This window comes from Bradyrhizobium sp. WSM4872, assembly GCF_055811715.1.
Genome location: NZ_JBVVPT010000054.1, coordinates 1 through 21082, shown reverse-complemented (window position 1 = coordinate 21082; position 21082 = coordinate 1). Strand labels below are relative to the sequence as shown.

General features: G+C 64.8%; 24 protein-coding genes. 6 read left to right on the top strand and 18 right to left on the bottom strand.

Annotated features, from left to right (window positions below):
• Positions 1–136 precede the first annotated feature (136 nt).
• The 4 genes from AC0L3C_RS35740 to mgtE all read right to left on the bottom strand — a co-directional run bounded on the left by AC0L3C_RS35740 (position 137) and on the right by mgtE (position 4093).
• Positions 137–1150 (bottom strand): hypothetical protein, encoded by a 1014-nt coding sequence (locus tag AC0L3C_RS35740; RefSeq protein WP_473410362.1) that lies wholly within the window; start codon positions 1148–1150, stop codon positions 137–139.
• Positions 1151–1199: 49 nt separating this feature from the next.
• Positions 1200–2018: an aldo/keto reductase gene (locus AC0L3C_RS35735; protein WP_354058819.1), complete on the bottom strand. Its 819-nt coding sequence runs from the start codon at positions 2016–2018 to the stop codon at positions 1200–1202.
• 172 nt (positions 2019–2190) lie between these two features.
• A complete protein-coding gene (locus AC0L3C_RS35730; RefSeq protein ID WP_027518447.1) occupies positions 2191–2508 on the bottom strand; it encodes a helix-turn-helix domain-containing protein in 318 nt (105 codons plus the stop codon).
• 163 nt (positions 2509–2671) lie between these two features.
• Positions 2672–4093: a magnesium transporter gene (gene mgtE / locus AC0L3C_RS35725; RefSeq protein ID WP_473266525.1), complete on the bottom strand. Its 1422-nt coding sequence runs from the start codon at positions 4091–4093 to the stop codon at positions 2672–2674.
• 116 nt (positions 4094–4209) lie between these two features.
• Here mgtE and AC0L3C_RS35720 point away from each other — a divergent pair, with 116 nt between their 5' ends.
• Together AC0L3C_RS35720 and AC0L3C_RS35715 are read left to right on the top strand one after the other, a co-directional pair.
• Complete coding sequence (locus AC0L3C_RS35720; protein WP_473410361.1) at positions 4210–4983, top strand: polysaccharide deacetylase family protein; 774 nt, start codon at positions 4210–4212, stop codon at positions 4981–4983.
• A gap of 190 nt (positions 4984–5173) precedes the next feature.
• Positions 5174–6493, top strand: coding sequence for a polysaccharide deacetylase family protein (locus tag AC0L3C_RS35715; RefSeq protein ID WP_473410364.1), 1320 nt, complete (start codon positions 5174–5176; stop codon positions 6491–6493).
• Between the two features lie 3 nt (positions 6494–6496).
• Here AC0L3C_RS35715 and AC0L3C_RS35710 read toward each other — a convergent pair whose 3' ends face one another.
• Positions 6497–6871 (bottom strand): hypothetical protein, encoded by a 375-nt coding sequence (locus tag AC0L3C_RS35710; RefSeq protein ID WP_473283746.1) that lies wholly within the window; start codon positions 6869–6871, stop codon positions 6497–6499.
• A 286-nt stretch (positions 6872–7157) separates the two neighbouring features.
• Between AC0L3C_RS35710 and AC0L3C_RS35705 the strand changes: the two genes are divergently transcribed.
• Positions 7158–7415: a hypothetical protein gene (locus AC0L3C_RS35705; protein ID WP_240543306.1), complete on the top strand. Its 258-nt coding sequence runs from the start codon at positions 7158–7160 to the stop codon at positions 7413–7415.
• 22 nt (positions 7416–7437) lie between these two features.
• On the opposite strand, the gene AC0L3C_RS35700 is transcribed toward AC0L3C_RS35705, so the two are convergent.
• The 12 genes from AC0L3C_RS35700 to AC0L3C_RS35645 form a co-directional block, all read right to left on the bottom strand.
• Positions 7438–7626: a hypothetical protein gene (locus tag AC0L3C_RS35700; protein ID WP_473410360.1), complete on the bottom strand. Its 189-nt coding sequence runs from the start codon at positions 7624–7626 to the stop codon at positions 7438–7440.
• Positions 7627–7636: 10 nt separating this feature from the next.
• Positions 7637–7966, bottom strand: coding sequence for a four-helix bundle copper-binding protein (locus AC0L3C_RS35695; RefSeq protein ID WP_007611368.1), 330 nt, complete (start codon positions 7964–7966; stop codon positions 7637–7639).
• 103 nt (positions 7967–8069) lie between these two features.
• On the bottom strand, positions 8070–9014 hold the full coding sequence (locus tag AC0L3C_RS35690) for a cation diffusion facilitator family transporter (RefSeq protein WP_473410359.1): 945 nt from the start codon (positions 9012–9014) through the stop codon (positions 8070–8072).
• 18 nt (positions 9015–9032) lie between these two features.
• The gene (locus tag AC0L3C_RS35685; protein ID WP_473410363.1) at positions 9033–9938 is read right to left on the bottom strand and encodes an NAD(P)/FAD-dependent oxidoreductase; all 906 of its coding nucleotides are present in this window, start codon (positions 9936–9938) and stop codon (positions 9033–9035) included.
• Between the two features lie 13 nt (positions 9939–9951).
• A complete protein-coding gene (locus AC0L3C_RS35680) occupies positions 9952–11028 on the bottom strand; it encodes a flavodoxin family protein (RefSeq protein WP_473283758.1) in 1077 nt (358 codons plus the stop codon).
• An 80-nt stretch (positions 11029–11108) separates the two neighbouring features.
• Complete coding sequence (locus AC0L3C_RS35675) at positions 11109–11309, bottom strand: hypothetical protein (protein WP_473266539.1); 201 nt, start codon at positions 11307–11309, stop codon at positions 11109–11111.
• 2 nt (positions 11310–11311) lie between these two features.
• The gene (locus AC0L3C_RS35670) at positions 11312–11518 is read right to left on the bottom strand and encodes a hypothetical protein (RefSeq protein WP_018455208.1); all 207 of its coding nucleotides are present in this window, start codon (positions 11516–11518) and stop codon (positions 11312–11314) included.
• A gap of 362 nt (positions 11519–11880) precedes the next feature.
• Positions 11881–12093: a hypothetical protein gene (locus AC0L3C_RS35665; protein WP_473266541.1), complete on the bottom strand. Its 213-nt coding sequence runs from the start codon at positions 12091–12093 to the stop codon at positions 11881–11883.
• 134 nt (positions 12094–12227) lie between these two features.
• Positions 12228–12974, bottom strand: a complete 747-nt coding sequence (locus AC0L3C_RS35660) for a Crp/Fnr family transcriptional regulator (protein WP_473266544.1) — start codon at positions 12972–12974, stop codon at positions 12228–12230.
• A complete protein-coding gene (locus AC0L3C_RS35655) occupies positions 12974–16141 on the bottom strand; it encodes a CheR family methyltransferase (protein ID WP_473410358.1) in 3168 nt (1055 codons plus the stop codon). Before AC0L3C_RS35655 ends, AC0L3C_RS35660 begins: the two co-directional genes overlap by 1 nt.
• A gap of 195 nt (positions 16142–16336) precedes the next feature.
• Positions 16337–16603 carry a hypothetical protein gene (locus AC0L3C_RS35650; protein WP_473266547.1) on the bottom strand — a complete coding sequence of 89 codons (267 nt, stop codon included), beginning with the start codon at positions 16601–16603 and terminating at the stop codon, positions 16337–16339.
• Positions 16604–16610: 7 nt separating this feature from the next.
• The gene (locus tag AC0L3C_RS35645; RefSeq protein WP_473266549.1) at positions 16611–17618 is read right to left on the bottom strand and encodes a chemotaxis protein CheB; all 1008 of its coding nucleotides are present in this window, start codon (positions 17616–17618) and stop codon (positions 16611–16613) included.
• 82 nt (positions 17619–17700) lie between these two features.
• Here AC0L3C_RS35645 and AC0L3C_RS35640 point away from each other — a divergent pair, with 82 nt between their 5' ends.
• Positions 17701–18105: a response regulator gene (locus AC0L3C_RS35640; protein ID WP_473266551.1), complete on the top strand. Its 405-nt coding sequence runs from the start codon at positions 17701–17703 to the stop codon at positions 18103–18105.
• 324 nt (positions 18106–18429) lie between these two features.
• On the opposite strand, the gene AC0L3C_RS35635 is transcribed toward AC0L3C_RS35640, so the two are convergent.
• Positions 18430–19212, bottom strand: coding sequence for an SDR family NAD(P)-dependent oxidoreductase (locus AC0L3C_RS35635; protein ID WP_473410357.1), 783 nt, complete (start codon positions 19210–19212; stop codon positions 18430–18432).
• A gap of 173 nt (positions 19213–19385) precedes the next feature.
• On the opposite strand from AC0L3C_RS35635, the gene AC0L3C_RS35630 reads away from it, so the two are divergent.
• The gene (locus AC0L3C_RS35630) at positions 19386–20561 is read left to right on the top strand and encodes a zinc-dependent alcohol dehydrogenase (protein WP_473291425.1); all 1176 of its coding nucleotides are present in this window, start codon (positions 19386–19388) and stop codon (positions 20559–20561) included.
• A gap of 12 nt (positions 20562–20573) precedes the next feature.
• A partial coding sequence (locus tag AC0L3C_RS35625; protein WP_473410356.1) for a hypothetical protein occupies positions 20574–21082 on the top strand: 509 nt, incomplete at its 3' end.

Genomic DNA, 21082 nt, shown 5'->3' with positions numbered 1-21082 from the left:
ACGAGATCGCCCCTCAAGGATGAGCCGGGATGGCCGACACATACGCCGTTTCCGAATTTCGGTAAAGTGGAATATTTCGGGGGCGGCGGATTGACAGAGGCGACACACAGAGGCGGTCCCGTAGCCCGATGACCTGCTATCCGCCAAAATCCCGCGGGCTGAACGGCAGGTCCATCACCTTCCATTCCCCGTATTTGTCGGCCGGCAGCATCTTGTAGGGCTGGCAGGCCTGAAGCGCGCTCATGGCGGACTTCACGAGCGCCACGCCCTTTGCGGACGGCGGGGCTTCGATCAGGATCGGCTCGCGCGCCAGCGTGCCGTCGGTCGCGAGCACCGTGCGCAGCTTGATGTTGACGTTGTCGGTCGGCGCGACGCCCGCCGGCAGCTTGGCGCAGCTTCGCAAGTGACGACGCAGTTCGGCGATGATTTCGGCCGGCAGCTTCGCCGCGATTGAATCCTTGGCATCGCCGCCATCGTCCTTGGGGGCGTCTTTCGGCAGCTCCGTCGGCAATTCCGGCGGCAGGCCGAGCATGACACCGTATTTGACGGTGACGTCGGGCTCCGGCGCCTGATAGGACGGCGGCGGCGCGGCCTCCGGCTGCTGCATCGCTTGTGGCAGGAGTTGTGGCGCCGGGGGCTGCGGGGTCGGGGGCTGCGGCGTCGCCTGAGGCGGCGGCGACTGCGATGGCTGTGGCTGTTGAGGCTGCGGTTGCGTCTGCGCATTTGCCTCGCGCTGCTGCTGCGGCGGCGTCTGCGAAGGCTGGGCCTGCGGCTGTTTCTGCTGCGGCGGTTCAGGCGAGGCCTGCTGCTTCGAAGCCTGCTGCTTCGAGGACTGTGCCGCGGCCTGTTGCTTTGCCTCGGGCTTCGGCGCGGCCGCCGCCTTGTCCTTGTCGGTGAAATCCAGCTTCGGCAGTTTCAGGTCAGGGATCGGCTCCGGCGGCTTTGCCTTGAGCTTTTCTTCGGCCTTCTCCTCGGCCTTGGCCTCCTCCTGCTTCACTTGCTCCGGCGTCACGATGCTGACGGAAACCGATTCGGGCGGGCTGGCGTGAAACGGACGGACTTCGCTGATCACGATGATCAGCGCGACCAGCGTCAGATGGGCGATCGCCGACGCTGCAATGTCCGTCCGTATGATCTTCCGCAGTTCCATCGCCTGACTTCAGGTTGCCAAGCTGGTCCTAGCATACGGCAGCCCCCTCTCAATCCCATTTTGGCGCGAAGCCGAAATCGGTCAGGCGGCCCCTGGGACTGGCCAGCGCGGCGATCTGGGCCATCTCGTCGTCGGAAAGCTCGAAATCGAAGATCTCGATGTTTTCCGACAGGCGTTCGACGCGCGAGGTGCGCGGGATTGCAGCGACATTCTGTTGCACCAGCCAGCGCAGGCAGACCTGCGCCGGCGTCTTGCGATGGAGCCGCCCGATCTCCGCAAGCGTCTGGTCGGTCTTGATCCGCCCCTTGGCGATCGGGCTGTAGGCGACCAGGGCGAGCCCGTGCTGATCGCAGGCCGCCCGCACCTTCGCCTGGTCGAGATAAGGATGGTATTCGACCTGGTTGCAGGCCAGCGGCTCCGGCGACAACGCCACCGCCTGCTCGATCAGCGCGACGGTGAAATTGGAGACGCCGATGTGGCGGGTCAGGCCCATGCGCTTGGCATGCGACAGTGCGCCCAGCGTCTCCTCCAGCGGCACGTGCGAATTGGGCCAGTGCAGCAGCAGGAGATCAACGGAGGGAAGTCGCATGCGCGCCAGGCTCTCCTTGACCGAGCGCTCGAGATCGTGGGGCGCGAAATGGTTGGTCCAGACTTTTGTGGTCAGGAAGATGTCGTCGCGGCGCACGCCGGAGGCGCGCAAGCCGTCGCCGACCTCGCGTTCATTCTCGTAGACCTGTGCGGTATCGATGTGGCGATAGCCGAGCCGCAGCGCCTGCTCGACCACACGGGCGCACATGCGCCCGCTCAGCTCCCAGGTCCCGAGCCCAATCGCCGGTATTCTTGCGCCATTGGTCTCGACGAACAGCATGAGGAATCCTCTCTGTCGCGGTCGCCCCAAATCATGATCTCGGCGTCATTATGAACCCGGCGGGCGACACTGCCAACGGACGACACCGGCCGCCGGGCCGGATCTTGCGCGCAATGCTAACGGGAGGTTCGCGCAAAGCCTTGACGTCAGACCTTGACGTCAGGCCTTGAGCTCAGGCTTTGGCGAGCGCCTGGAACACGGTATCGGGCGCATGCGCGATCACGGCGAGCAGCGCGCGGGCGGGTCCCCGCGGGGCCCGCTTGCCCTGCTCCCAGTTGCGGATGGTCTCGACGGGAACGCCGAGCTTGGCCGCGAACTCCATCTGGGTCAGGCAGGCGCGGCGGCGCAAATCGCGCACGGCGAGCGAGCTGGCTTCGGCCGGCGCTGCGTTAGATACCGGCTGGATTGGAAACGGCTGGACCGGAAACTCCTGCCCGTCCCGCAACTCGACGATCCGTCCGTCCGCCTTCAGCCGCACACGCATGCTCATTCCCCCAAGCGGGAACGATGATGCGGCAGCTCGCTTAAGTTCGGATTAAAGATGATGGCCAGTAGCCCGGATGGAGCGCAGCGCAATCCGCGGCGTCTATCGAGCCGACGCAGCGGCCCGGGATTACGCTTCGCTCCATCCAGGCTAGGGATTTCAACAGCTCCTACCTCAACCCGAACCACAGCGTCGCAATTCCCAGGAAGGAGAAGAAGCCGACAACGTCGGTGACCGTTGTCACGAACGTGCCTGACGCCACCGCCGGATCGGCTCGCACACGTTCGAGCGCCATCGGGATCAGGATGCCCCCGAGCGCGCCGGCGAACAGGTTCACGATGATGGCGAGCCCGATGACCATGCCGAGACCCGGGATTCTGAACCAGGCCACCGCGGCGACGCCCGTGATCACGGCAAAGGCGAGACCGTTGACGAGGCCGACCAGGCCCTCGCGGACCACCACGCGCCAGGCATTGGAGGAGCCGAGCTCGCGCGTCGCCAGCGCCCGCACCGCGACCGTCATGGTCTGGGTCGCGGCATTGCCGCCTTGGCTTGCGACGATCGGCGCCAGCACGGCGAGCGCCACCATCTTCTCGAGCTGTCCCTCGAACAGGCCGAGCACGGAGGACGCCAGGAAGGCGGTGGCGAGATTGACCAGCAGCCAGTTGAACCGCGCGCGTGCAATGGTGAACACGGTATCGGATAGTTCTTCGTCGCTGTTGACGCCGCCGAGCGCCTTGAGGTCCTCATCCGCCTCTTCCTCGATGACGTCGACGACGTCATCGACGGTGATGACGCCGACGAGGCGGTCCTGGGTGTCGAGCACCGGGGCCGCGACGAGATTGTACTTGCCGAACATGCGCGCCACCTCCTCCTGGTCCTCCAGGACGGAGACGCGGCGGCGATCCTCGTCGGTCAGCTCGGCAAGCGCCACCGGGCGGCGGGCGCGCAGCAGGACGTCGAGCGAGACCGCGCCCTGCCAGTGCTGCTCCTTGTCGACGACGTAGATCTCGTAGAAGCGGTCAGGCAAATCCGGCGTCTCGCGCATGTAGTCGATCGCCTGTCCCACGGTGAAATCCTGCGGCACCGCGATGAACTCGGTCTGCATCCGGCGACCGGCGGAATTTTCCGGATAAAGCAGGCTGCGCTCGAGCACGACGCGCTCCCTGAGCGGCAGCTTCTCGAGGATCTCCTCCTGATCGGCCTGATCGAGCGTTTCCAGCAGCTCGACCGCGTCGTCGGATTCGAGCTCGAGCACACCTTCCGCGACCGTCTGCGGCGGCAGTTCCTCGAGGATCTCCTCGCGCACGCCCTCATCGAGCTCGTTCAGCGCGGAGAAGTCGAAATCGCGCCCCGTCAGTTCGACCAGGCGGACCCGATCGTCGGGCTCGAGAGCCCCAATGAGATCGCCGAGATCGGCCTCGTGCAGCTCGGCAACGCAAGCGCGCAACGCGGCGCTGTCGCCGGCCTCGATCGCATGGGCAATTTCCGCGACGAATTCGTGACGAATTTCGCCGTCTTCATTGCGCATCGGCACGTGGTCGAGTACCGATTCCGCGGCAGACGCGGCACCGTCCAGATGTTCATCCATGGCGCGCCTCGCCGTCCGACAGGTTGGAACGAGTGGTCTGAGCTGTTGGTTCAGGCAATACCCACAAGGCAACTCTGAGCGCAATGACAAAGATGCTTCGACTGAGGCGGACCTCGATGGCGGCAGGCGCAGCCCTCGCGGCCCTCAGCGGCATCGTCTCGACCGAAGCCGCCGAGTGCCCGCGCAAGGACGCGCTCGGCACCTCCCGCATTCTGAGCGTCGACGCCAAGACCACGCCGCGCGTGGGCCTGAAGAGCTTTCCGCAGACCTTGCCACTCGCCGATCACGAGGTCGTGCTGACCTTCGACGACGGACCGTATCCGCCGACGACGTCCAAGGTGCTGGCGGCGCTGGCCCAGGAATGCGTGCGCGCGACCTTCTTCCTGATCGGCCTGCACGCCTCCGAACACCCCGACATGGTCAAGCGCATCGCCCGCGAGGGCCACAGCATCGGCCACCACACCTTCTCGCATCCGTTCATGGCGCGGATCCCGCTCGACAGGGCGAAGAGCGAGATCGACCGCGGCATTGCCGCCGACGAGATGGCGCTGCACGGCACGCCGACGACGACACCGTCGACGCCGTTTTTCCGGTTTCCTTATTTCGAGGCAACGCAAGCCGAGCTCGACCTGCTCCAGTCCCGCGGCATCGTGGTGTTCGGGGCTGACCTGTGGGCCAGCGACTGGAACGAGATAACGCCGGAGCAAGAATTGAAGCTCGTCACCGAGCGGCTCGCCGCCGCCGGCAAGGGTATCATCCTGTTCCACGATCCCAAGGCGCGCACGGCTACGATCATGCCGGCCTTCCTGCGGTATCTGAGGGAGAACGGCTATCGGGTGGTTCACGTCGTGCCGGCGGGCACATCACAGAAGAATGCCGACGCACGTTGATGCCGGAATGTCACGCCGGCGCAAAATGGGGTGATTTGGGCCCTATTAACAGTCTGTTCATGCTACGCCATGCAAGTATCGAGGGGACTTGTCGCGGCAGGGTTCTGGGGAGCATTTCTTGCGCCTGAACCGTTTGCTGATGTCTCCGACCTACTATGGCGGCAATCGCGTAAGAGGGCAGACGGGGTTCATGATCGGAAGTAGCCTTGTTGCCCGGACGCGATCGTGGATCGTCCTTTGCTTTGGCGGATTCCTCGGCGGATTTTTGGGTGTCCTGACCATCGGCTCACCGGCCATTGCGGCCGACTGCCCCCGCCATCCGGACGCGCTCGGGACCTCCCGCACCCTCGTGGTCGATCCGCACGAGCATCCCCGCATCGGCACCATGCAGTACCGCGAGACGCTGCCGCTGAAGGACCATGAAGTCGTCCTGACCTTCGACGACGGTCCGTTGCCGAAATATTCCAACCAGGTGCTGCAGATCCTTGCCGACGAGTGCATCAAGGCGACCTTCTTCATCATCGGCGAGCAGGCCAAGGCGAACCCGGAAGGCGTGCGCAAGCTGGTCGCGGCGGGCCACACCGTCGGCACGCACAGCATGACGCATCCGCTCACAATGGACCGGATGCCGCTCGACAAGGCCGAGGCGCAGATCAATGGCGGCATCGAGTGGACATCGGCCGCAATGACCGATCCGTCCAAGCTCGCGCCGTTCTTCCGCATTCCCGGCCTGATGCGCGCCGACGGCGTCGAGAACCTTCTGATCTCGCGCGGCATCCAGGTCTGGAGCGCCGATTTCCCGGCCGACGACTGGCGCCATGTGTCGTCCGATCGCGTCTATCAGCTCGCGATGCAGCGGCTCGAGGCCAAGGGCAAGGGCATCCTGCTGCTGCACGACATCCAGGCCCGCACGGTGGCGGCGCTGCCGAAGATCATCCGCGACCTCAAGGCGCGCGGCTATCGCATCGTGCACGTGGTGCCCGCGACCGCCGAGCAGCCGGCAACGCCGACAACGCCGGTGGAATGGCTGCTGCATCCGCCGACCGAGACCACGCCGATCGCGCGCTGGCCCGCCGTGCCGATCTTCGTGTTCGCGCAGACCGAGACGCTTGCGGCGCCCGCGCTGGCCGACCTCAACGCGCAGACCGCGCATCAACCGCTGCTGCCGCGCAAGACCATGGCGCTCGCCAATGTCGCGTCCACCCTGCCCGTGCCCGGCCGCGATCTCTTTGCGATCCCCGAGGGCTCGGTCGAGGTGCTGCTGTCGACGACCTTGTCGCGGCGTGCCGCGACGCGCCTGGCAATGGCGGCCGAGACGCCCCGTGCGGCCAAGGGCAAAGCCGGCAAGTCGCGCGCTGCCCGCACCGCGCACGCTGTTCGTGGCACACCGAAGCATGCCGCAGAGGCCGAGGGCACTGCAGCCAAGAGCACTGCGCCCAAGAGCATTACGCCTAAGAGCACTGCGCCGCGCCCGACCCGTGTGGCGAGCCTGAAGAAGCGCGCGCAGTAGAGCCTACTGTCGCATGATGTTGGCGACGCAGAGCAACACGATCAACGCCAGGAAGAACAGGTCCATATAGGACTTGACCTCGCCGTCGCGCCTGAGCCGGGCGACGTCAACCACGACCTGCTTGCGCACACTCGTTCCGCCCGCGCCGTCATTGAGCGGGGCCTGAAGGCGCTTGGTCTCGGCTTCCAGCTTCTCGATCTTCTGGTAGAAGTAGAACGCCCGCAGCGTCGAAGCTGCACGCATGCCGGTATAGACCAGCACGAGGATCGCGATGATCGCCCGGTTCTGGTATTTCTCCATGAGATTCAGACTGAAATAGACCATCGCCATGAATGCGAAGTTGGTCACGAAGCGATAGACGAAGCTTAGAAAGACCATGCGGGCTCAAGCCTTGAAGGGTGGCGCAACCGGACCGTGTTGCGAATGCGGGGATCAGGAGCCCAAACCGGAACAGCCGGCCCGAATGCCAACGCAGGCCCGTCTACGCCAACTTTGTTTCGACAAAGATACTATTGCCCCGGCAATGCCGCCTTTTAGCCACGCCCGGCCATAATGCAAGCCGGAGCACGGCCGCCGGTGCCTTCCGCGTGCCCTGGCTGCAACGGCTCCTTGGAGATTTGGCCGAACTGCCGATAGACTGGGCCGCCACATGTGGGGTCTGCCGATGCCGAAGAAGGGAATCACCGGCCACGACGACTGGGTTCTGACCGAGGCGCTGGCGACTGCGCTGGTCGCGCTGGAGCAGCTCGACACCAAGCACCAGCCGAGCGCGCATATGGACGACATCCGCAAGATGCTCGCGAACGGCAAGGAGCCGGCGGCTGTGACCCTGCATCTCGCCCAGGCCAAATGCCGGCTGTTTCCCGACCTCGATCCGCTGGAGATCTACCGGGAATACGGTATCGGCGAGGAATATGGCTGAGGGCGCCGTTGACCGGCCGGACCTAAGGTCCGCCGGCGACCGATCCGGCGATCACCATGACCAGCGCGGCCAAGTCGATCTTGCCGTTGACGATCAGCTCCTGCGAGGCTTTCGCATCGTCCGCGCGTTCGATCTTCAGCGATTGCGGCCGATTGGCCGCCTGCCGCTTCAGCTCCTCGACAATGGCTTCCGTGAGTTTCTCTTCCAGCATGGGCTTGTCCTCAGGCCGCCATCGCACGGCAGGATTGTGCGCAGGAGCGGCACATGGCGACGCACTCGTCCATGCCGCCGACCCGCTCGCAATCCTCGGCGCATTCGCTGCAGATTTCGGCGCATTCGCCGCACGTATGCCGGTGATGCGGCGTATTGATCAGCATGAAATGCGCCGCCGTCCGGCACATTTCGGCGCATGCCATCATCAGGCGGAAATGCTTGGGCTCGACGTGCTTGCCGCCGGTCTCGAGGCAATGGTTCATCGCCGTGCCGAGGCAGGTCTGGTAGCAGCTCATGCAGAGCGCGATGCAGCGCGTCATGTCTTCGGATTGAGCCATCCGGTGTCTCCAATGCTCGCCCCCTGCCCCGGTCAACCAGGGGGATGTTGTGATCGTTCCTGCCGTCGTGCCGATTGTGACGTCCAGGGAACCTCGCAAAGAGCTAGCCGTAACGCCTCGCGCGCACGGCCCGGTAGCGAGCATCGGTCTGCGGCTTGATGAACAGCGCCGCCACGCTCGGATGGCGTTTGCGTATCTCGGCCTCGATCGAAACGACGCATCGCTCGATATCGTCGGCGCGCTTGTCATCCGCAAATTCGATGCTCAGGGCCGCAACGATTTCGGCCGGCGACAGCTGAACCGTCAGAAGGCCGTTGGCCCTGAGCACGCCGGGCGAACGCCTTGCGATGTCGAGGATCGATCGCGCAAGCTCCGGATCGGCGGGCTCGCCGATCAGCAGGCTCTTGCTCTCGCGCGCGAGACCGATCGACACGATCGCCAGCAATATCCCGATCAGGATCGAACCGATCCCGTCCCAGACCGGCTGGCGCAGCCATACGGCCGCCGCAGTGGCCGCAGCGGCAATGGCGATGCCGACCAACGCCGCGCTGTCCTCGAGCAGCACCATGAATGCCGGAGGATCCTTGCTGCGAACGAAAGCCTGGTAATATCCGAACCGCCGACCGTCCGAGCGGAAGCGCCGCAGGGCAACCAGCCAGGAGCCGCCTTCAAACAGGAACGACAGCCCGAGCACCACGAAGCTGACGATCGGACTTTCGATCGGCTCGGGTGCGGCGACATGCAGAATGCCCTGATACAGCGAGACCCCGGCGCCCAGGGCGAAGATCAGCAGCGCAACGATGAAGCTCCAGAAATACAGCTCGCGCCCATAGCCGAGCGGATGGGATTCGTCGGGCGAACGGCTCGCGCGCCGGTAGCCGTAGAGCAGCAGGATCTCGTTGGTCGTGTCGACGAGCGAATGCACTGCTTCGCTCGTCATGGCCGAACTTCCCGTCCACGCGGCGGCGCCGATCTTCGTGACCGCGACCAGGACATTGCCGAACAGCGCCGCATAGACCGCGGTCTTCGAGGATGATTCTGTTGCCAATGTCCGATACCCCGTTCCTCATGCCAGCCGCCGCGGCAGGCTGTTGTGGATCGTGCAGGCGGCGAGCGCGGCGTGGCCGAACGCGACCGAGATCTGGTGCAGGTCGGTGACGACGTCGCCGATGCCGTAGAGGCCGTCGACCGAGGTGCGCTGATGGTCGTCGACTTTCAGATGGCCGTCTTCGGTGTGTTCGGCCCCAAGCGTCATCGCGAGATGCGAGCGCACTTCCGCACCCATCACCGGGTAGACCATCTCGAATTGCGCCGTCCGGCCATCGGCGAAGACGGCTTCAACGCCCTCGTCTCGCCGCCTCAGGCGCAGGCCGGGCGCGACGACAATCTCGACACCCGCTTCATTCAGCTCCGGTGCCGCGGCATTCCCGTCATGCTCGCCCGTTGCCAGCAGCGTCACGTCGCGCGAGTAGCCGCGCATGAAGAGCGCCTTGCCGGCGGCGCGGTCAAGCGGACCGACGATGCCGATACGGCTGTCGATCGCCTCGAAGGCATCGCAGACGGGGCAGTAGCGCAACAGCCCATCCGCGACCGCCCCGCGCCATTCGTCGAACGGCGGATGGGCGTCGACGATGCCGCTGGCAAGGATGACGGTGGCGGCCGTATGCGCGCCGCCGTTCCAGATCGCCTGAAAACCTCGCTCGTGTCGCCGCAAGGCTGTGGCCTCGGCATCAACGCGCGTGACCGCGAGCTCACCCAGTTGCGCGGACATGCGCGCGAGCAGGTCGGTCCCGGACAGGCCGTGGATGAAGCCCGGCACATTGTGACTGCGCGGAATCAGCGCCGCCCGGCTCGCGCCCGCGTCCACGACACAGACGCGGCGCCGAAATCGCGCGAGATAGATCGCGGCCATCAGCCCTGCCGGGCCGCCGCCGACGATCAGGCAATCATAGGACTGATCATTCCGAGTCATCTGGAGTTTGGCTTCATTTGGGGTTTGGATCCGACAGGCCCGCACCGGGCTCGCGAAGCTGTCCGCTCCGCGCCAGGCGGACCGCATTGCCGAGCGCGCGCGCGACGTTCTGCACCTCCGTCTGGAATGCCCTGTCGTCATCGAGGTCGCGGTGCGAGGTGGCGTATGGCTCCATGTAGCCGACATAGCCATCGAGCTCGGCGAAGCGGCCCGCCGAGATCAACTGCATATCGGTCAACCAATCCGACAAGGCCCGGCGCACGCCCTCGGCACCGACCGCATCGCCGTGAACGACAAGGCCGAAATGACGGCCGGCGAGATGGCGCGGATAGGGCCAGCCCTTCAGCTCCAGCGCCTTCGCCTCGGCAGCCTTCTTGCCGTGGGTCGAAGTCGGATCGGGATTGCCGCCGTCGGCGCAGACCATGCGATCCATCATCGCCTTCAGTCCGGCGGGCACGTGATACCAGTTCACCGGCGTCACGATCAGGATGCCGTGGGCCGCGACCCACAGCGGATAGATATCGTTCATCCAGTCGTCGGTCTGCCCCAGCGAATAGTTCGGATAGCAGCTGCACGGCCAGTGGCAGAGCGGCATCGCGGTTCCGACGCAGGATTTGCAGGGATGGATCGTCTTGCCGAACTCCGAAGCCAGGCGCGACAGATCGAGGATGTCGACGGCAAATCCAAGCTCGGCAAAGACAGGCTCGGCGAGCTCGACCAGGCGCCAGGTCTTGGACATCTCGCCGGGACAGGTGTGCTCGCTGCGCGCCGAGCCGTTGATGATGAGGATGCGCGGCGTCTCGTCCGCGTCGTCATGGCGCCGCTGCGCTGCCAGGATCTTCGCCCGCGCGTCGAGCCAGTCGACGGCGATGTCGTAATCGGGATCGGAGAATCCAGTGCCCGCCTTTCGTGTCAGCGGGGCCTTGCGTGAGTTGCTGTAGGCATCCCAGGCCGCACCGACGATGGCGTCGAGCTCGCGCTGGAGCGGTGCAAAGGCGGGATCGACGAACCGGCTCCTGTAGCGGCGCTCGAAGGCCTCGCGCGAGAGCTTGACGGGCGGCATCCCCTTGCGAATGTCGGCTTCCGTCATGCTGGCTCCTCGCGAGGTCGGTACAGTCCGACCAACCCGGGGCGCCGCGCGCGGTTCCTTCTCGCTCTCGTCTCGCTGCTCTACTGGCGGACAACTTCCGGCGGCACATCGAATTGCGCGATGCGCTGGTCCAGCCGCCACAATTCGATGCGGTGCACCAGCACGAGCGAGGCGGCCTCGCGCTTGGCCTGCTCATCATCGTCGCAGACCAGGTTGATGCATCCAAACACACGCCCGTCCGGATCGATCTGGAACGCGCGGTAGTGCTTGATGCTCCGCATCGTCATCCTCCCCGTCTCGGGTAGACGGGTTCGCTTAGCCAGTCCGTCAGGTTCGAGGTCACCTCGTTCTGCTTGGCGCGCTGAAGCAGCATGTCGCGCTCCTTGCCGGGTGGCAGGCTGCGCGCGCGCTCGCGAGCGGTTTGGGCGAATGCCGCCAACCGCTCCTGGAGCGATTGGGTCTGTTTCCTGCGGTTGCGTTTCGCGGTCATTGTACTTTCACAAAGCCCTTCAGATGGAAGGAATTGGGATGGGAGGAATTGGCCCCGGCGGGAGGTCGGCGCCGGGGCCACAGTTCATGCCGGTTGGGGCGGCCCAGCCCGGCAGTGTTGGCAGCTTCGGCCGCAACCGCAGGTTCCGGCATTTCAATAAGTTAACGGTGCGTGATTTTGCCGATGCGAAACGAAGCGGCGGAGCATCACCCGGTCGCCGCCATTCGCAGCAAGGCGCGGCACGAAGGCATTTCGCTGAAGCCCGTCAACCGCTCGCCTTACAACAGGTGCTCCAAAGCAGCGAAGCGGCGTTGAGTGGGGTGCCGTCCCGGCGCGCGCTGCACGTTTGGCGTCGTCGGCCCCTATTCCGGCGGCGCGCCGTATCTGAGGTCCTGCTCTTCCCGGTTGTCGCGGAGGGCCTTGAGCTCCGAGCGCAGCATCGCGCTTTCCATCACCACCCGGCGCACCTCGCGCGTGGCGTCATCAAGCTGATCCGCGACCGCTCTGCGCTGCGCCCGGAGGGCGCGGCTTGCTTCGATCGCGCGCTCAGCGCGGGCAAGCAGGACGTCGATCATGGAACGACAATAGAAGATTCGGGACGAAATTGCCTTTACGTAAGTTACGTCGATTACTCAAAACCAGCCATCCGCTCAAAAACATTCGCGAGCACTAACCTGGGTCAAGTCTCTCGGAACAGCCGAGAAGACGCTTAGGCCCGTCGATAGAGTTGCAGATAGCTCGGCGAGAACAGCGCCGCGTCCTTGAGCGCATCGAGATCGGTGATGGTCAACGTGCGATCGCGCAGCACGATCAGGCCGGAGGCGCGCAACTCCTGAACCGTGCGGTTGAGATGAACCACCGACAGGCCGGTGGCGTCCGCAAGATCCATTTGCGTCACCGGCATCACGCAGGAATTGCCTTCGACCAAGCCGACTGGACGCAGCCGCTCGATGATCTCGCAGAACAAATGGGCCACGCGCTCGAAGGCCACCCGGCGGCCGAGATTGATGGCCCATTCGCGCTGGATGGCGCTGTTGATGAGAGTCTCGCACAAGAAAGCTTCCGTCAGCGAGCGGTCGGCAGCCACCAGACTCTCGAACCGCGCGCGCTTGATTTCGGTGTAGACGACCGGCGTCATCGCCGCGATGGAATGATCCATCACCGGCAGCAGGAACGCGTGCGCATCGCAACTCTCGCCGGGAAAAAGAAAATTGACGATCTGGCGCCGGCCATCCTCGAGCGTCTTGTAGCGGCAGAGCCAGCCCGACAGCACGAGGCGAACGCTGTCGACCGGATCGCCCTCCGAGATCAGATCCTCGCCCGCCCCTGCGCGCTGGATTCCCTCGAGCATCGCGTATTCGAGCGAGGTGCGGGCGTCCGTCGACAACGGCCTCAGCACGTTCAGCCGGCGAATGACCGGGTCCACCTGGCTGCGATCGAGCGTCGACAAGGGCATCAGTTGGCCACCGCCGGTGTATGAAACGCTCGCTTGCTAAGAGGAATTGTGATCGTGCATTCCAGCCCCCTCGGATTGAATGCCATCGTGGTCTGCCCCTTGAACTCGAACGCGAGTGTGCGCTCCAGGAGCTCGGTCCCAAATCCTTTATGCGGCGGCGGCGCAACCGGCGGCCCGCCGCGCTCCCGCCACTCGAACACCAGCTCCGCCGGGTTCGTGCCCTGCTCGAGGCGCCAGGAAATTTCGATGCGACCGGTCGGCCGGCTCAGGGCGCCGTATTTCAGCGCGTTGGTTGCGAGTTCGTGAATGGCAAGGGCAAAGGTTTCCGCGGCCTTCGACTGAAAACGCACGGTGGGGCCGCTGACCCGTACCTGCTCTCCTTCCCTGGCATTATAGGCCAGCAGCTCTTCGACCGCGAGGTATTCGAGGTCTACGCCGCCCTCGGGATCGCGCGTCACCAGCGCCTGGGTTCGAGCGAATGCGTTGAGCCGGCCATCGAGATGGGAAGCAAATTCCTCGACCGTCGAACTGCTATCAGCCGTGCGACGGGCGATCGAGCGCACCACGCCCAGCGTGTTGCGGACCCGATGCTGGAGCTCGGCCAGAAGCAGGCGCTGCCGCTCCTCGGCGCGGGTAATCGCGGTGACGTCGACGAACGTGATCACGACCCCCGCGATGAAATTGTCGATGCTGCGATAGGGCAGGATGCGCACGATGTAGCGCGTGCCGGTGTCCGGATCCCTGAGCTCGCGCTCAGCGGTGGCAAGCGTCCGCAGCACGCCGCGAATGTCGTCATAGAGCTCCTCGATCGGGATGCGCGCCTTGATGTGCGCGATGGGGCGCCCCGTGTCGGTCTCGACGAGATGCAGAACCTGCGTGATCGCCGGCGTGAAGTTCATCACGCGCAAATCGTTATCGAGGAACACGGTGGCAATCTGCGTGCTCTCCAGGAAATTCTCGAGGTCGCTGGTGGCGCGCGTCAATTCCTGGACGCGGTGGGCCAGCTCGCCGTTCACGGTGGTCAGCTCCTCATTGACCGACTGCAATTCCTCGCGTGAGGTTTCGAGCTCTTCGTTTGCCGACTGAAGCTCTTCATTGAGCGACTGGTATTCCTCGTTGGAGGACTTCAGCTCCTCGTTGGTGCTTTCGAGCTCTTCGATGGTTGCCTGAAGGCGCTCCCGCGTCGCCCGCAGCTCGCCTTCGATACGCTCGACATGCTCGGTCTGCACCAGCGCGCTGGGCCTGCTCTCGCCGGCATCGGTGTTGCGCACCGGCCCGTCCTTGAACAGAACGACGAAATTGCGGTGGTCGCCGCCGCCATCCTGGATCGGCTCAACCATGATGTCGACGAGAACGCGATGGCCGTTGGCACCGAGCTGCACCTGCTCGGCATGGGCGGGCTCGTTGGTCTCCGCCGCGCGGCTCAGCACGGTGCGCAGGTCCAGGCGGAGATCGCGGTGGACGAGTTGGAGCAAATCGAGCGTGGCGGCGCCTGCCGTCGGCTCGATGTAGCGGCCGGTGCGCCCGGAGAAGTGCAGGACCTGAAAGTTGCCGTCAGTGATGACATAAGCGGGCGCGTAGCGCTCGGCGATCCGCTGTGCGCGGCGCTCCAGGCCGATGTCGGGGCGGAACGAGCGCAGCGGCGGCACCTCGGCGGGCGCCCTCCCGGCAGCGGTCGTGATTGGAAATTCCGGTGGCAGCCGTGTTCCGGTCTCCAGCTTCTTGAAGATGCGGGCGCGGCGGTCGATCGGCACGAAAAGTATTGGATGCCGCGTGACGTTCTCGGAATTGCCGAGAAACAGGAATCGATCCGGCAGAAGCGCGAAGTGGAATAGCGGGATCACCCGATTCTGCAATTCGGCATTGAGATAGATCAGCAGATTGCGGCAGGAGACGAGATCGAGCTTCGAGAACGGCGCGTCCTTGATCACGTTATGCTGCGAGAAGATGCACATCTCGCGCAGCTCCTTGACCACGCAATAGGTATCGCCTTCCCGCACGAACCAGCGCGCCAGACGCTCGCTGGTCATGTCCGCCTCGATATTGGTGCGGTAGCGGCCGACGCGTGCGGTCGCCAGAGCCCGTCCGTCGATGTCGGTCGCGAAGATCTGAACCTGCGGTGGCGAGTCCATCTTGGCCATGTGCTCGCGCAGGAGGATAGCTATGGAATAGGCCTCCTCTCCGGTGGCGCATCCGAGCACCCAGACGCGAACCTGCTGGCGCGCGTCCTTGCCTTCGAAGAGCTTCGGGACGATCTGACTCTCGAGCACATCGAATTCGCGCTTGTCGCGGAAGAATTCGGTGACACCGATCAAGAGATCGTTGAACAGATGCTGCGCCTCGTCCTGGTCGTTGCGCAGGAAATCGACATAGGCGGCGATGTCGGCGATCTGGACCACCTGCATCCGTCGCTGCACGCGACGCAGGAAGGTGTTCTGCTTGTAGCCGTGAAAATCATTACCGGTCTTGCTGCGCAGGATGTCGGCGATGCGCGACAGCGAGGCCGCCGCAGCGGCCAGCACCTCGTCGAACCCCTGCTTCTCCTCCAGCCGCCGCAGGTGACGGGCATAGACCTGGATGTGCTCGGCAATCTCTTCCGGAGAGAGCACGTAGTCGGCGATCGCCGCCGGCGTGTTGGCTTCTTTCAGATGATCAGCCTCGTCGCTCGCGCCCTTCTCGGCGATGGCGAGACCACCGTGATCCTTCAGAGTCGCGATACCCAGCGTGCCATCGCCGCCGACGCCGGACAGGATCACGCCGATCGATTGCTCGGCGCGTTCTTCCGCCAGAGACACCAGGAAGCTGTCGATCGTGGCCCGCTCGCCGGGGGCCTGCTCGGCCGGGCGGACCGCGAAGCGACCGCCATGGATCGTCGTGATCATCGCCGGCGGGCACAGATAGATCGTGCCGCCCTCGATGGTCTGGCCGTCACTGATGTCGGCGATCTTGCCGCGGGTGGTATCCTGCACGATCCGACGCAGCCGCGGCTCGTCGAGCGCCTCGTGATGTTGCAGCGCCAGCACGACGGCCTGGTCGGCGCTCACGGTCAGCTTGGACAAGAACCGCTCGACACTATCCAGAGCTGTCGGCGCGGCGCCCACCCCGATGATCAGCGGAGACCTGGTCTGGCGCTCTCTTTCGACCGGCTGGTCGCCGATTTCATGCATCGTCTCGGTAGCCTCATTCAATGACGGGAACCAGCGGGACGCCCGCTCGCCGCAAATAGCAGAAATGATGTTATCCCAATAGGTGGAAGGCGGAAACGTCGCGCTGCGTTCCATACGGCGAACATCGTTGTCAATTGCCGACCAGAGATGTTCGCGCTCGGCATGGAGCTCAGGCGGCCTGCCAACGCGCCCGGATCACTCCGGACCGACTTGCTGCCGGAGATAGCTAATCCGCTGCTCGATCAGGACGCGATGCCGGAGCCATTCCGTCAGGGTCTGCTTCAGCACCTCGGCCAACCGCTCCGCCTGGCCGGCGTCGTGGCCACCGGCACTGAGTCCACGGATCCGATCCTCCTGATCGCGGATGCGCTGGCAACCCTCCTCGATATCCCGATCGGCCTTGATCAGGTGGCGGCGCTCGGTGTCGAGCTGCTCGGTCCATTCGGCGAGGGAAATGGTCATGGCGACCTCAAGCCTCCCGCTTGCGAGCCGGAGGATCGAGCGACTTTAGCACGACCCGTCGGATCATGTCGGCATATTCGCGATATTCGGCAGCCCGCGCCTGGTACATCTCGGCAACCGCGGGCCGGCCGCTGCGCCGACCGTCGGCGGCCATGCGCTGCACCAGCTCAGCCCGCTCCTCGATGATGCGCAGCGCGACCCGCAGGGCTTCATCCACTTGCCCCTCCTGCTCTTTTGCGAGGATGTCGGCGCCGAAGGCGTGTCCGACCTGGCACCGGAAGCGCATGGGGTGCGAGTCCTTCATCTCGGACAGCACGCCCCCGCAGGCCGGACAGGTCAGCGCAACCGGATCGGCCATCGACACGAGACTGTCACTGCCGATCCGCTCGCCGGCCGCGATCTCGACCTCGAGCCGGATCTCCGGCGGGATCGGCAGCGCGGCACCCGCAACCTCCCTGGCGAGATCGGACAGAACGTCGCCCATTCCGGCGCCGGGGACACAAAGATCGATGATGGTCGCCTCCAGGGCGCTCCTTGGCATTTCATCGGCGATGGCGTCCGAGGGGTCCTGTACCACCGAAATCCCGCCGCAACGCTTGATGGCGTTGAGGCCGGCCGCACCGTCGGACAGCAGGCCGCTGAGGAGCACACCGATCACGCGCGGGCCGTAATTGATGGCGGCCGAGCGAAACAAGGCGTCGATGGCCGGCCGGACCATGTTCTCGCGCGGACCGCGCCCGAGGAACAGGTGATCCTCGGACAGCAGCAGATGATGGTCCGGTGCAGCCAGATAAACCTGGCCGGGCTCGATCTTCATGCCGTTTTCGGCCTGCCGGACCGGAAGCGGGCCGGCGTGGCTGGCGACCGTCGAGAGAATGCCGATGCCCTGCGCCGGGATGTGCAGCACGATGAACACCGCCGCCGGCAGATCCGGCGGCAGCCGGCCCAGGATCTGCTTCAGCGGTGCGGTCGCGCCGGCCGAGCCACCTATGACGATGATGTCGCGGTTGCTCATGGAACCCACTTTCGGTTGTATCGTTATACCAAGGCGGGTGACCGCCCTATGTTCCTATGGAAGGCAAGGGATGGAAGGAACCATGGCGATTTCGCCTGGATCGTCAGGTCCACAGTCGCCGCTCAGCGGGCGGCGCATCTTCATTGTCGAGGACGAATATTTTCTCGCCGATGACATTGGCAAGGCATGTCAGGCGCTCGGTGCAGAGGTCGCGGGGCCAGTCGGTGATCTCGACGACGCACTCAGGATCCTGCACGACGGCGCAGTCCTGGATGCCGCCGTCCTCGACGTGAACATCCGCAGCGAGATGATCTTTCCTGTCGCGCGCGAACTGAAGGCACGGAACATACCCTTCCTCTTCACGACCGGATACGACAAGGTCACGATCAGTCCGGAATTCCACGACGTGCTGATCCTGGAGAAACCGATCGATCTGCCGGCGATGGCCCACACGCTGGCCGCGCTGATCGCCGATCCGCATGGTTGAGCCGAACGGCGATCAGAGCAAATGCGCGAAAGCGAGCCAGGCGGTCACCGCCAAGCACAGGAGCACCGCAGCATAGGGCAACGCGATGCGCATCAGCAGCCCTCCCGGCATTAGCCCATCATCATCCAGACGATCGCTGCCATCATCACCAGAAAGCCCGTGATCGCCGTTGCGACAAAGGCCTGTTCGACGCGATCCATCGGCATCACAAGCCCAGTCTGAGGGCTCGGGGAGCTTTGCGCATTAGGCTATGTGAATCGGCGTGCTCCTTTGTCGTCCGCGAGATCGGCCGCACCGCCCAGCAGAGATTGCGAGGTCATTGTCCTACGACTTCGCCGTGCCCGGCTCGGCCATTTTGCGATGCTGCTTGGCCAACATCTCGTTCGGCGTGACGTTGGCAACCGTGGTCTGGATCTTGTTCTTCATTCCTGTCACGATATCGGACTCCCCGCGCAACATGGCGTCGAAGCCGGCCTTCGCGACCTCGGCCGCGTCATCCTTCTTCTCGGTGCCGATCTTGGTGTCCATCATGTCGGCGCGGCGGAAGAACTCGGTTTCGGTGGCGCCCGGCATCAGACAGGTGACGGTGACGCCGCTGTCGCGCATCTCCTCGCGGAGCGCGAACGAGAATGAATCGAGGAAGGCCTTGCTGGCGTTGTACACCGCCTGAAAACTGCCCGGCGTGAAGCCGGCGATCGAGCCCGTGATCAGGATACGGCCCGAATTGCGGCGGACCATCTCGTTGCCGGCGCGATGGATCAGATACAGCGTACCGGTGATGTTGGTGTCGACGAGGTGTTTGATCCTGGCAAAATCCTGGTCGAGGAAGGCCTTGCCGAGGCCGACGCCGGCATTGGCGAGCAGCGCGTCGATCGGCCGGTCGCCGACGGCCGCGCAGAGCTTGTCGACGCCTTCGGTGGTGGCGAGATCAGCCTGCACCGCCTCGACGCTGGTGCCGAGCCTGCGGAGATCGACGGCCACCCTCTCGATCTCGGGCTCGTCCGCCGCGATGACAAGGTTGAAGCCTCCTTGGGCACAACATCTGGCGAGTTCCAGGCCGATGCCGGTGGAGGCGCCGGTGACGACGGCGAGTTGGTTAGCGGCCATGAGCGTATCCTTCGCGTGTCCTTGAGATGGGATTGATGACGCTCCAATCACCGCAATGGCCGCTCGTTCCTATCGGGACCCACGCTGGTGCGGCGCAAAGATTTTGCACCGTGCGATAGCAACCATCGTTCGATGTTCGACTTGGATGCCTCGTAGCTCGCGGGAGAACTGAGATGAAGGCGCTAGTTTGGCACGGCAAGGAAGACATACGCTGCGACACCGTCACCGATCCTGAGATTCAGGACCCGCGCGACGCCATCATTAAAGTCACGAGTTGCGCCATCTGCGGCTCGGACCTGCACCTCTTTCACAACTACATTCCGGGCATGCTGCCCGGCGACATCATGGGCCACGAGACCATGGGTGAAGTGGTCGAGGTCGGCTCCGGCGTCGACGGCAAGCTGAAGAAGGGCGACCGCATCGTCGTGCCCTTCACGATCATTTGCGGCGAATGCGATCAGTGCAAACGCGGCAATTTCTCGGTCTGCGAAACCACCAATCGCAAGCGCCATTTGGCAGACAAGGCGTTCGGACACACGACAGCCGGCCTGTTCGGCTACACGCATCTGACCGGCGGATATCCCGGCGGCCAGGCCGAATATCTACGCGTGCCGTTCGCCGACGCCACCCATATCAAGGTGCCCGACGGCATACCCGACGAGCAGCTGCTGTTTCTCAGCGACATCTTCCCGACCGGCTGGCAGGCCGCCGCGCAATGCGACATCGAGCCGACCGACACGGTCGCGATCTGGGGCTGCGGGCCCGTGGGACAGATGGCGATCCGCAGTGCCATTTTGCTCGGCGCAAACCAGGTGATCGCGATCGACTGCCTGCCCGAGCGGCTCAGCATGGCGGAAGCCGGCGGCGCCACCACCATCAACTTCGAAACCGAAAGCGTCCTGGAGCGGCTCGAGGAGCTCACCGACGGCAGAGGCCCCGAAAAATGTATCGATTGCGTCGGGATGGAGTCGCATGTGATGGCCTCCCTGCCCGACACGCTGCTCGACCGCGCCAAGCAGATGGTCATGGTGGAGAGCGACCGACCGCATGTGCTGCGCGAGATGATCTATGTCTGCCGCCCCGGCGGCATCATCTCGGTGCCGGGCGTGTATAGCGGATTCTCCGACATGCTGCCGATGGGCGCCTTCATGAACAAGGGCCTGCAGATGCGCACCGGCCAGACCCACGTCAACCGCTGGACCGACGACCTGCTCCGCCGCATCGAGGAAGGCCAGATCGATCCGTCCTTCGTCATCACCCACACCGTCCCGCTCAGCCAAGGCCCCGAGATGTATCAGGTGTTTCGCGACAAGCGCGACTCCTGCGTCAAGGTCGTGTTGAAGCCCTGAGGAGCAAAAACCATGTTTCATTTCTCCAACATCGTTCGCACCAAGGGCGACCCCAAGATCGTCGCGGGCGGGCCCACCCTCAAGAGGCCGGAAGACCAGCTCGCGCGTGCGCTCGGCTGGTTCAGCATCGGTCTCGGCGTCGTCGAATTCTTCGCGCCGCGGCGCGTCACGGAAACGCTGGGCATGGAAGGTAGCGAGACGCTGGTCCGCGCCTTCGGCGTGCGCGAGATCCTGGCCGGGATCACGACGCTCTCGGTCGAGAAGAACGCCGGCCTGTGGGCCCGCGTCGGCGGCGACGGCCTCGATGCCGCCGCGCTGCTCTCGGGGCTGACCGCCGACAATCCCAAAAAGGGCAATATCGCGCTGGCGCTGCTGATGGTCGGCGGCATCGCGATGCTCGACTACCGCGCCGCGCAGGACACCAAGCCGCGGCGGCGGGGGGGGGGGGCGCGGGGCGCGGGGGGGGGGGGCCCCCCCCGGGGGGGGGGCGGGCGCGGGGGGGGGGGGGCCCCCCCCCCCCC

Coding starts and splice junctions, on each gene's coding strand:
- AC0L3C_RS35645 (WP_473266549.1), bottom strand. CDS start 17,618: ATGAGCAACCGCGACATCATCGTCATAGGTGGCTCGGCCGGCGCGACC.
- AC0L3C_RS35640 (WP_473266551.1), top strand. CDS start 17,701: ATGGCGATTTCGCCTGGATCGTCAGGTCCACAGTCGCCGCTCAGCGGG.
- AC0L3C_RS35720 (WP_473410361.1), top strand. CDS start 4,210: ATGGCGGCAGGCGCAGCCCTCGCGGCCCTCAGCGGCATCGTCTCGACC.
- AC0L3C_RS35655 (WP_473410358.1), bottom strand. CDS start 16,141: ATGCATGAAATCGGCGACCAGCCGGTCGAAAGAGAGCGCCAGACCAGG.
- AC0L3C_RS35670 (WP_018455208.1), bottom strand. CDS start 11,518: ATGACCGCGAAACGCAACCGCAGGAAACAGACCCAATCGCTCCAGGAG.
- AC0L3C_RS35675 (WP_473266539.1), bottom strand. CDS start 11,309: ATGCGGAGCATCAAGCACTACCGCGCGTTCCAGATCGATCCGGACGGG.
- AC0L3C_RS35710 (WP_473283746.1), bottom strand. CDS start 6,871: ATGGTCTTTCTAAGCTTCGTCTATCGCTTCGTGACCAACTTCGCATTC.
- AC0L3C_RS35715 (WP_473410364.1), top strand. CDS start 5,174: ATGATCGGAAGTAGCCTTGTTGCCCGGACGCGATCGTGGATCGTCCTT.
- AC0L3C_RS35705 (WP_240543306.1), top strand. CDS start 7,158: ATGCCGAAGAAGGGAATCACCGGCCACGACGACTGGGTTCTGACCGAG.
- AC0L3C_RS35680 (WP_473283758.1), bottom strand. CDS start 11,028: ATGACGGAAGCCGACATTCGCAAGGGGATGCCGCCCGTCAAGCTCTCG.
- AC0L3C_RS35650 (WP_473266547.1), bottom strand. CDS start 16,603: ATGACCATTTCCCTCGCCGAATGGACCGAGCAGCTCGACACCGAGCGC.
- AC0L3C_RS35730 (WP_027518447.1), bottom strand. CDS start 2,508: ATGAGCATGCGTGTGCGGCTGAAGGCGGACGGACGGATCGTCGAGTTG.
- AC0L3C_RS35740 (WP_473410362.1), bottom strand. CDS start 1,150: ATGGAACTGCGGAAGATCATACGGACGGACATTGCAGCGTCGGCGATC.
- AC0L3C_RS35665 (WP_473266541.1), bottom strand. CDS start 12,093: ATGATCGACGTCCTGCTTGCCCGCGCTGAGCGCGCGATCGAAGCAAGC.
- AC0L3C_RS35660 (WP_473266544.1), bottom strand. CDS start 12,974: ATGCCCTTGTCGACGCTCGATCGCAGCCAGGTGGACCCGGTCATTCGC.
- AC0L3C_RS35735 (WP_354058819.1), bottom strand. CDS start 2,018: ATGCTGTTCGTCGAGACCAATGGCGCAAGAATACCGGCGATTGGGCTC.
- mgtE (WP_473266525.1), bottom strand. CDS start 4,093: ATGGATGAACATCTGGACGGTGCCGCGTCTGCCGCGGAATCGGTACTC.
- AC0L3C_RS35685 (WP_473410363.1), bottom strand. CDS start 9,938: ATGACTCGGAATGATCAGTCCTATGATTGCCTGATCGTCGGCGGCGGC.
- AC0L3C_RS35635 (WP_473410357.1), bottom strand. CDS start 19,212: ATGGCCGCTAACCAACTCGCCGTCGTCACCGGCGCCTCCACCGGCATC.
- AC0L3C_RS35700 (WP_473410360.1), bottom strand. CDS start 7,626: ATGCTGGAAGAGAAACTCACGGAAGCCATTGTCGAGGAGCTGAAGCGG.
- AC0L3C_RS35695 (WP_007611368.1), bottom strand. CDS start 7,966: ATGGCTCAATCCGAAGACATGACGCGCTGCATCGCGCTCTGCATGAGC.
- AC0L3C_RS35630 (WP_473291425.1), top strand. CDS start 19,386: ATGAAGGCGCTAGTTTGGCACGGCAAGGAAGACATACGCTGCGACACC.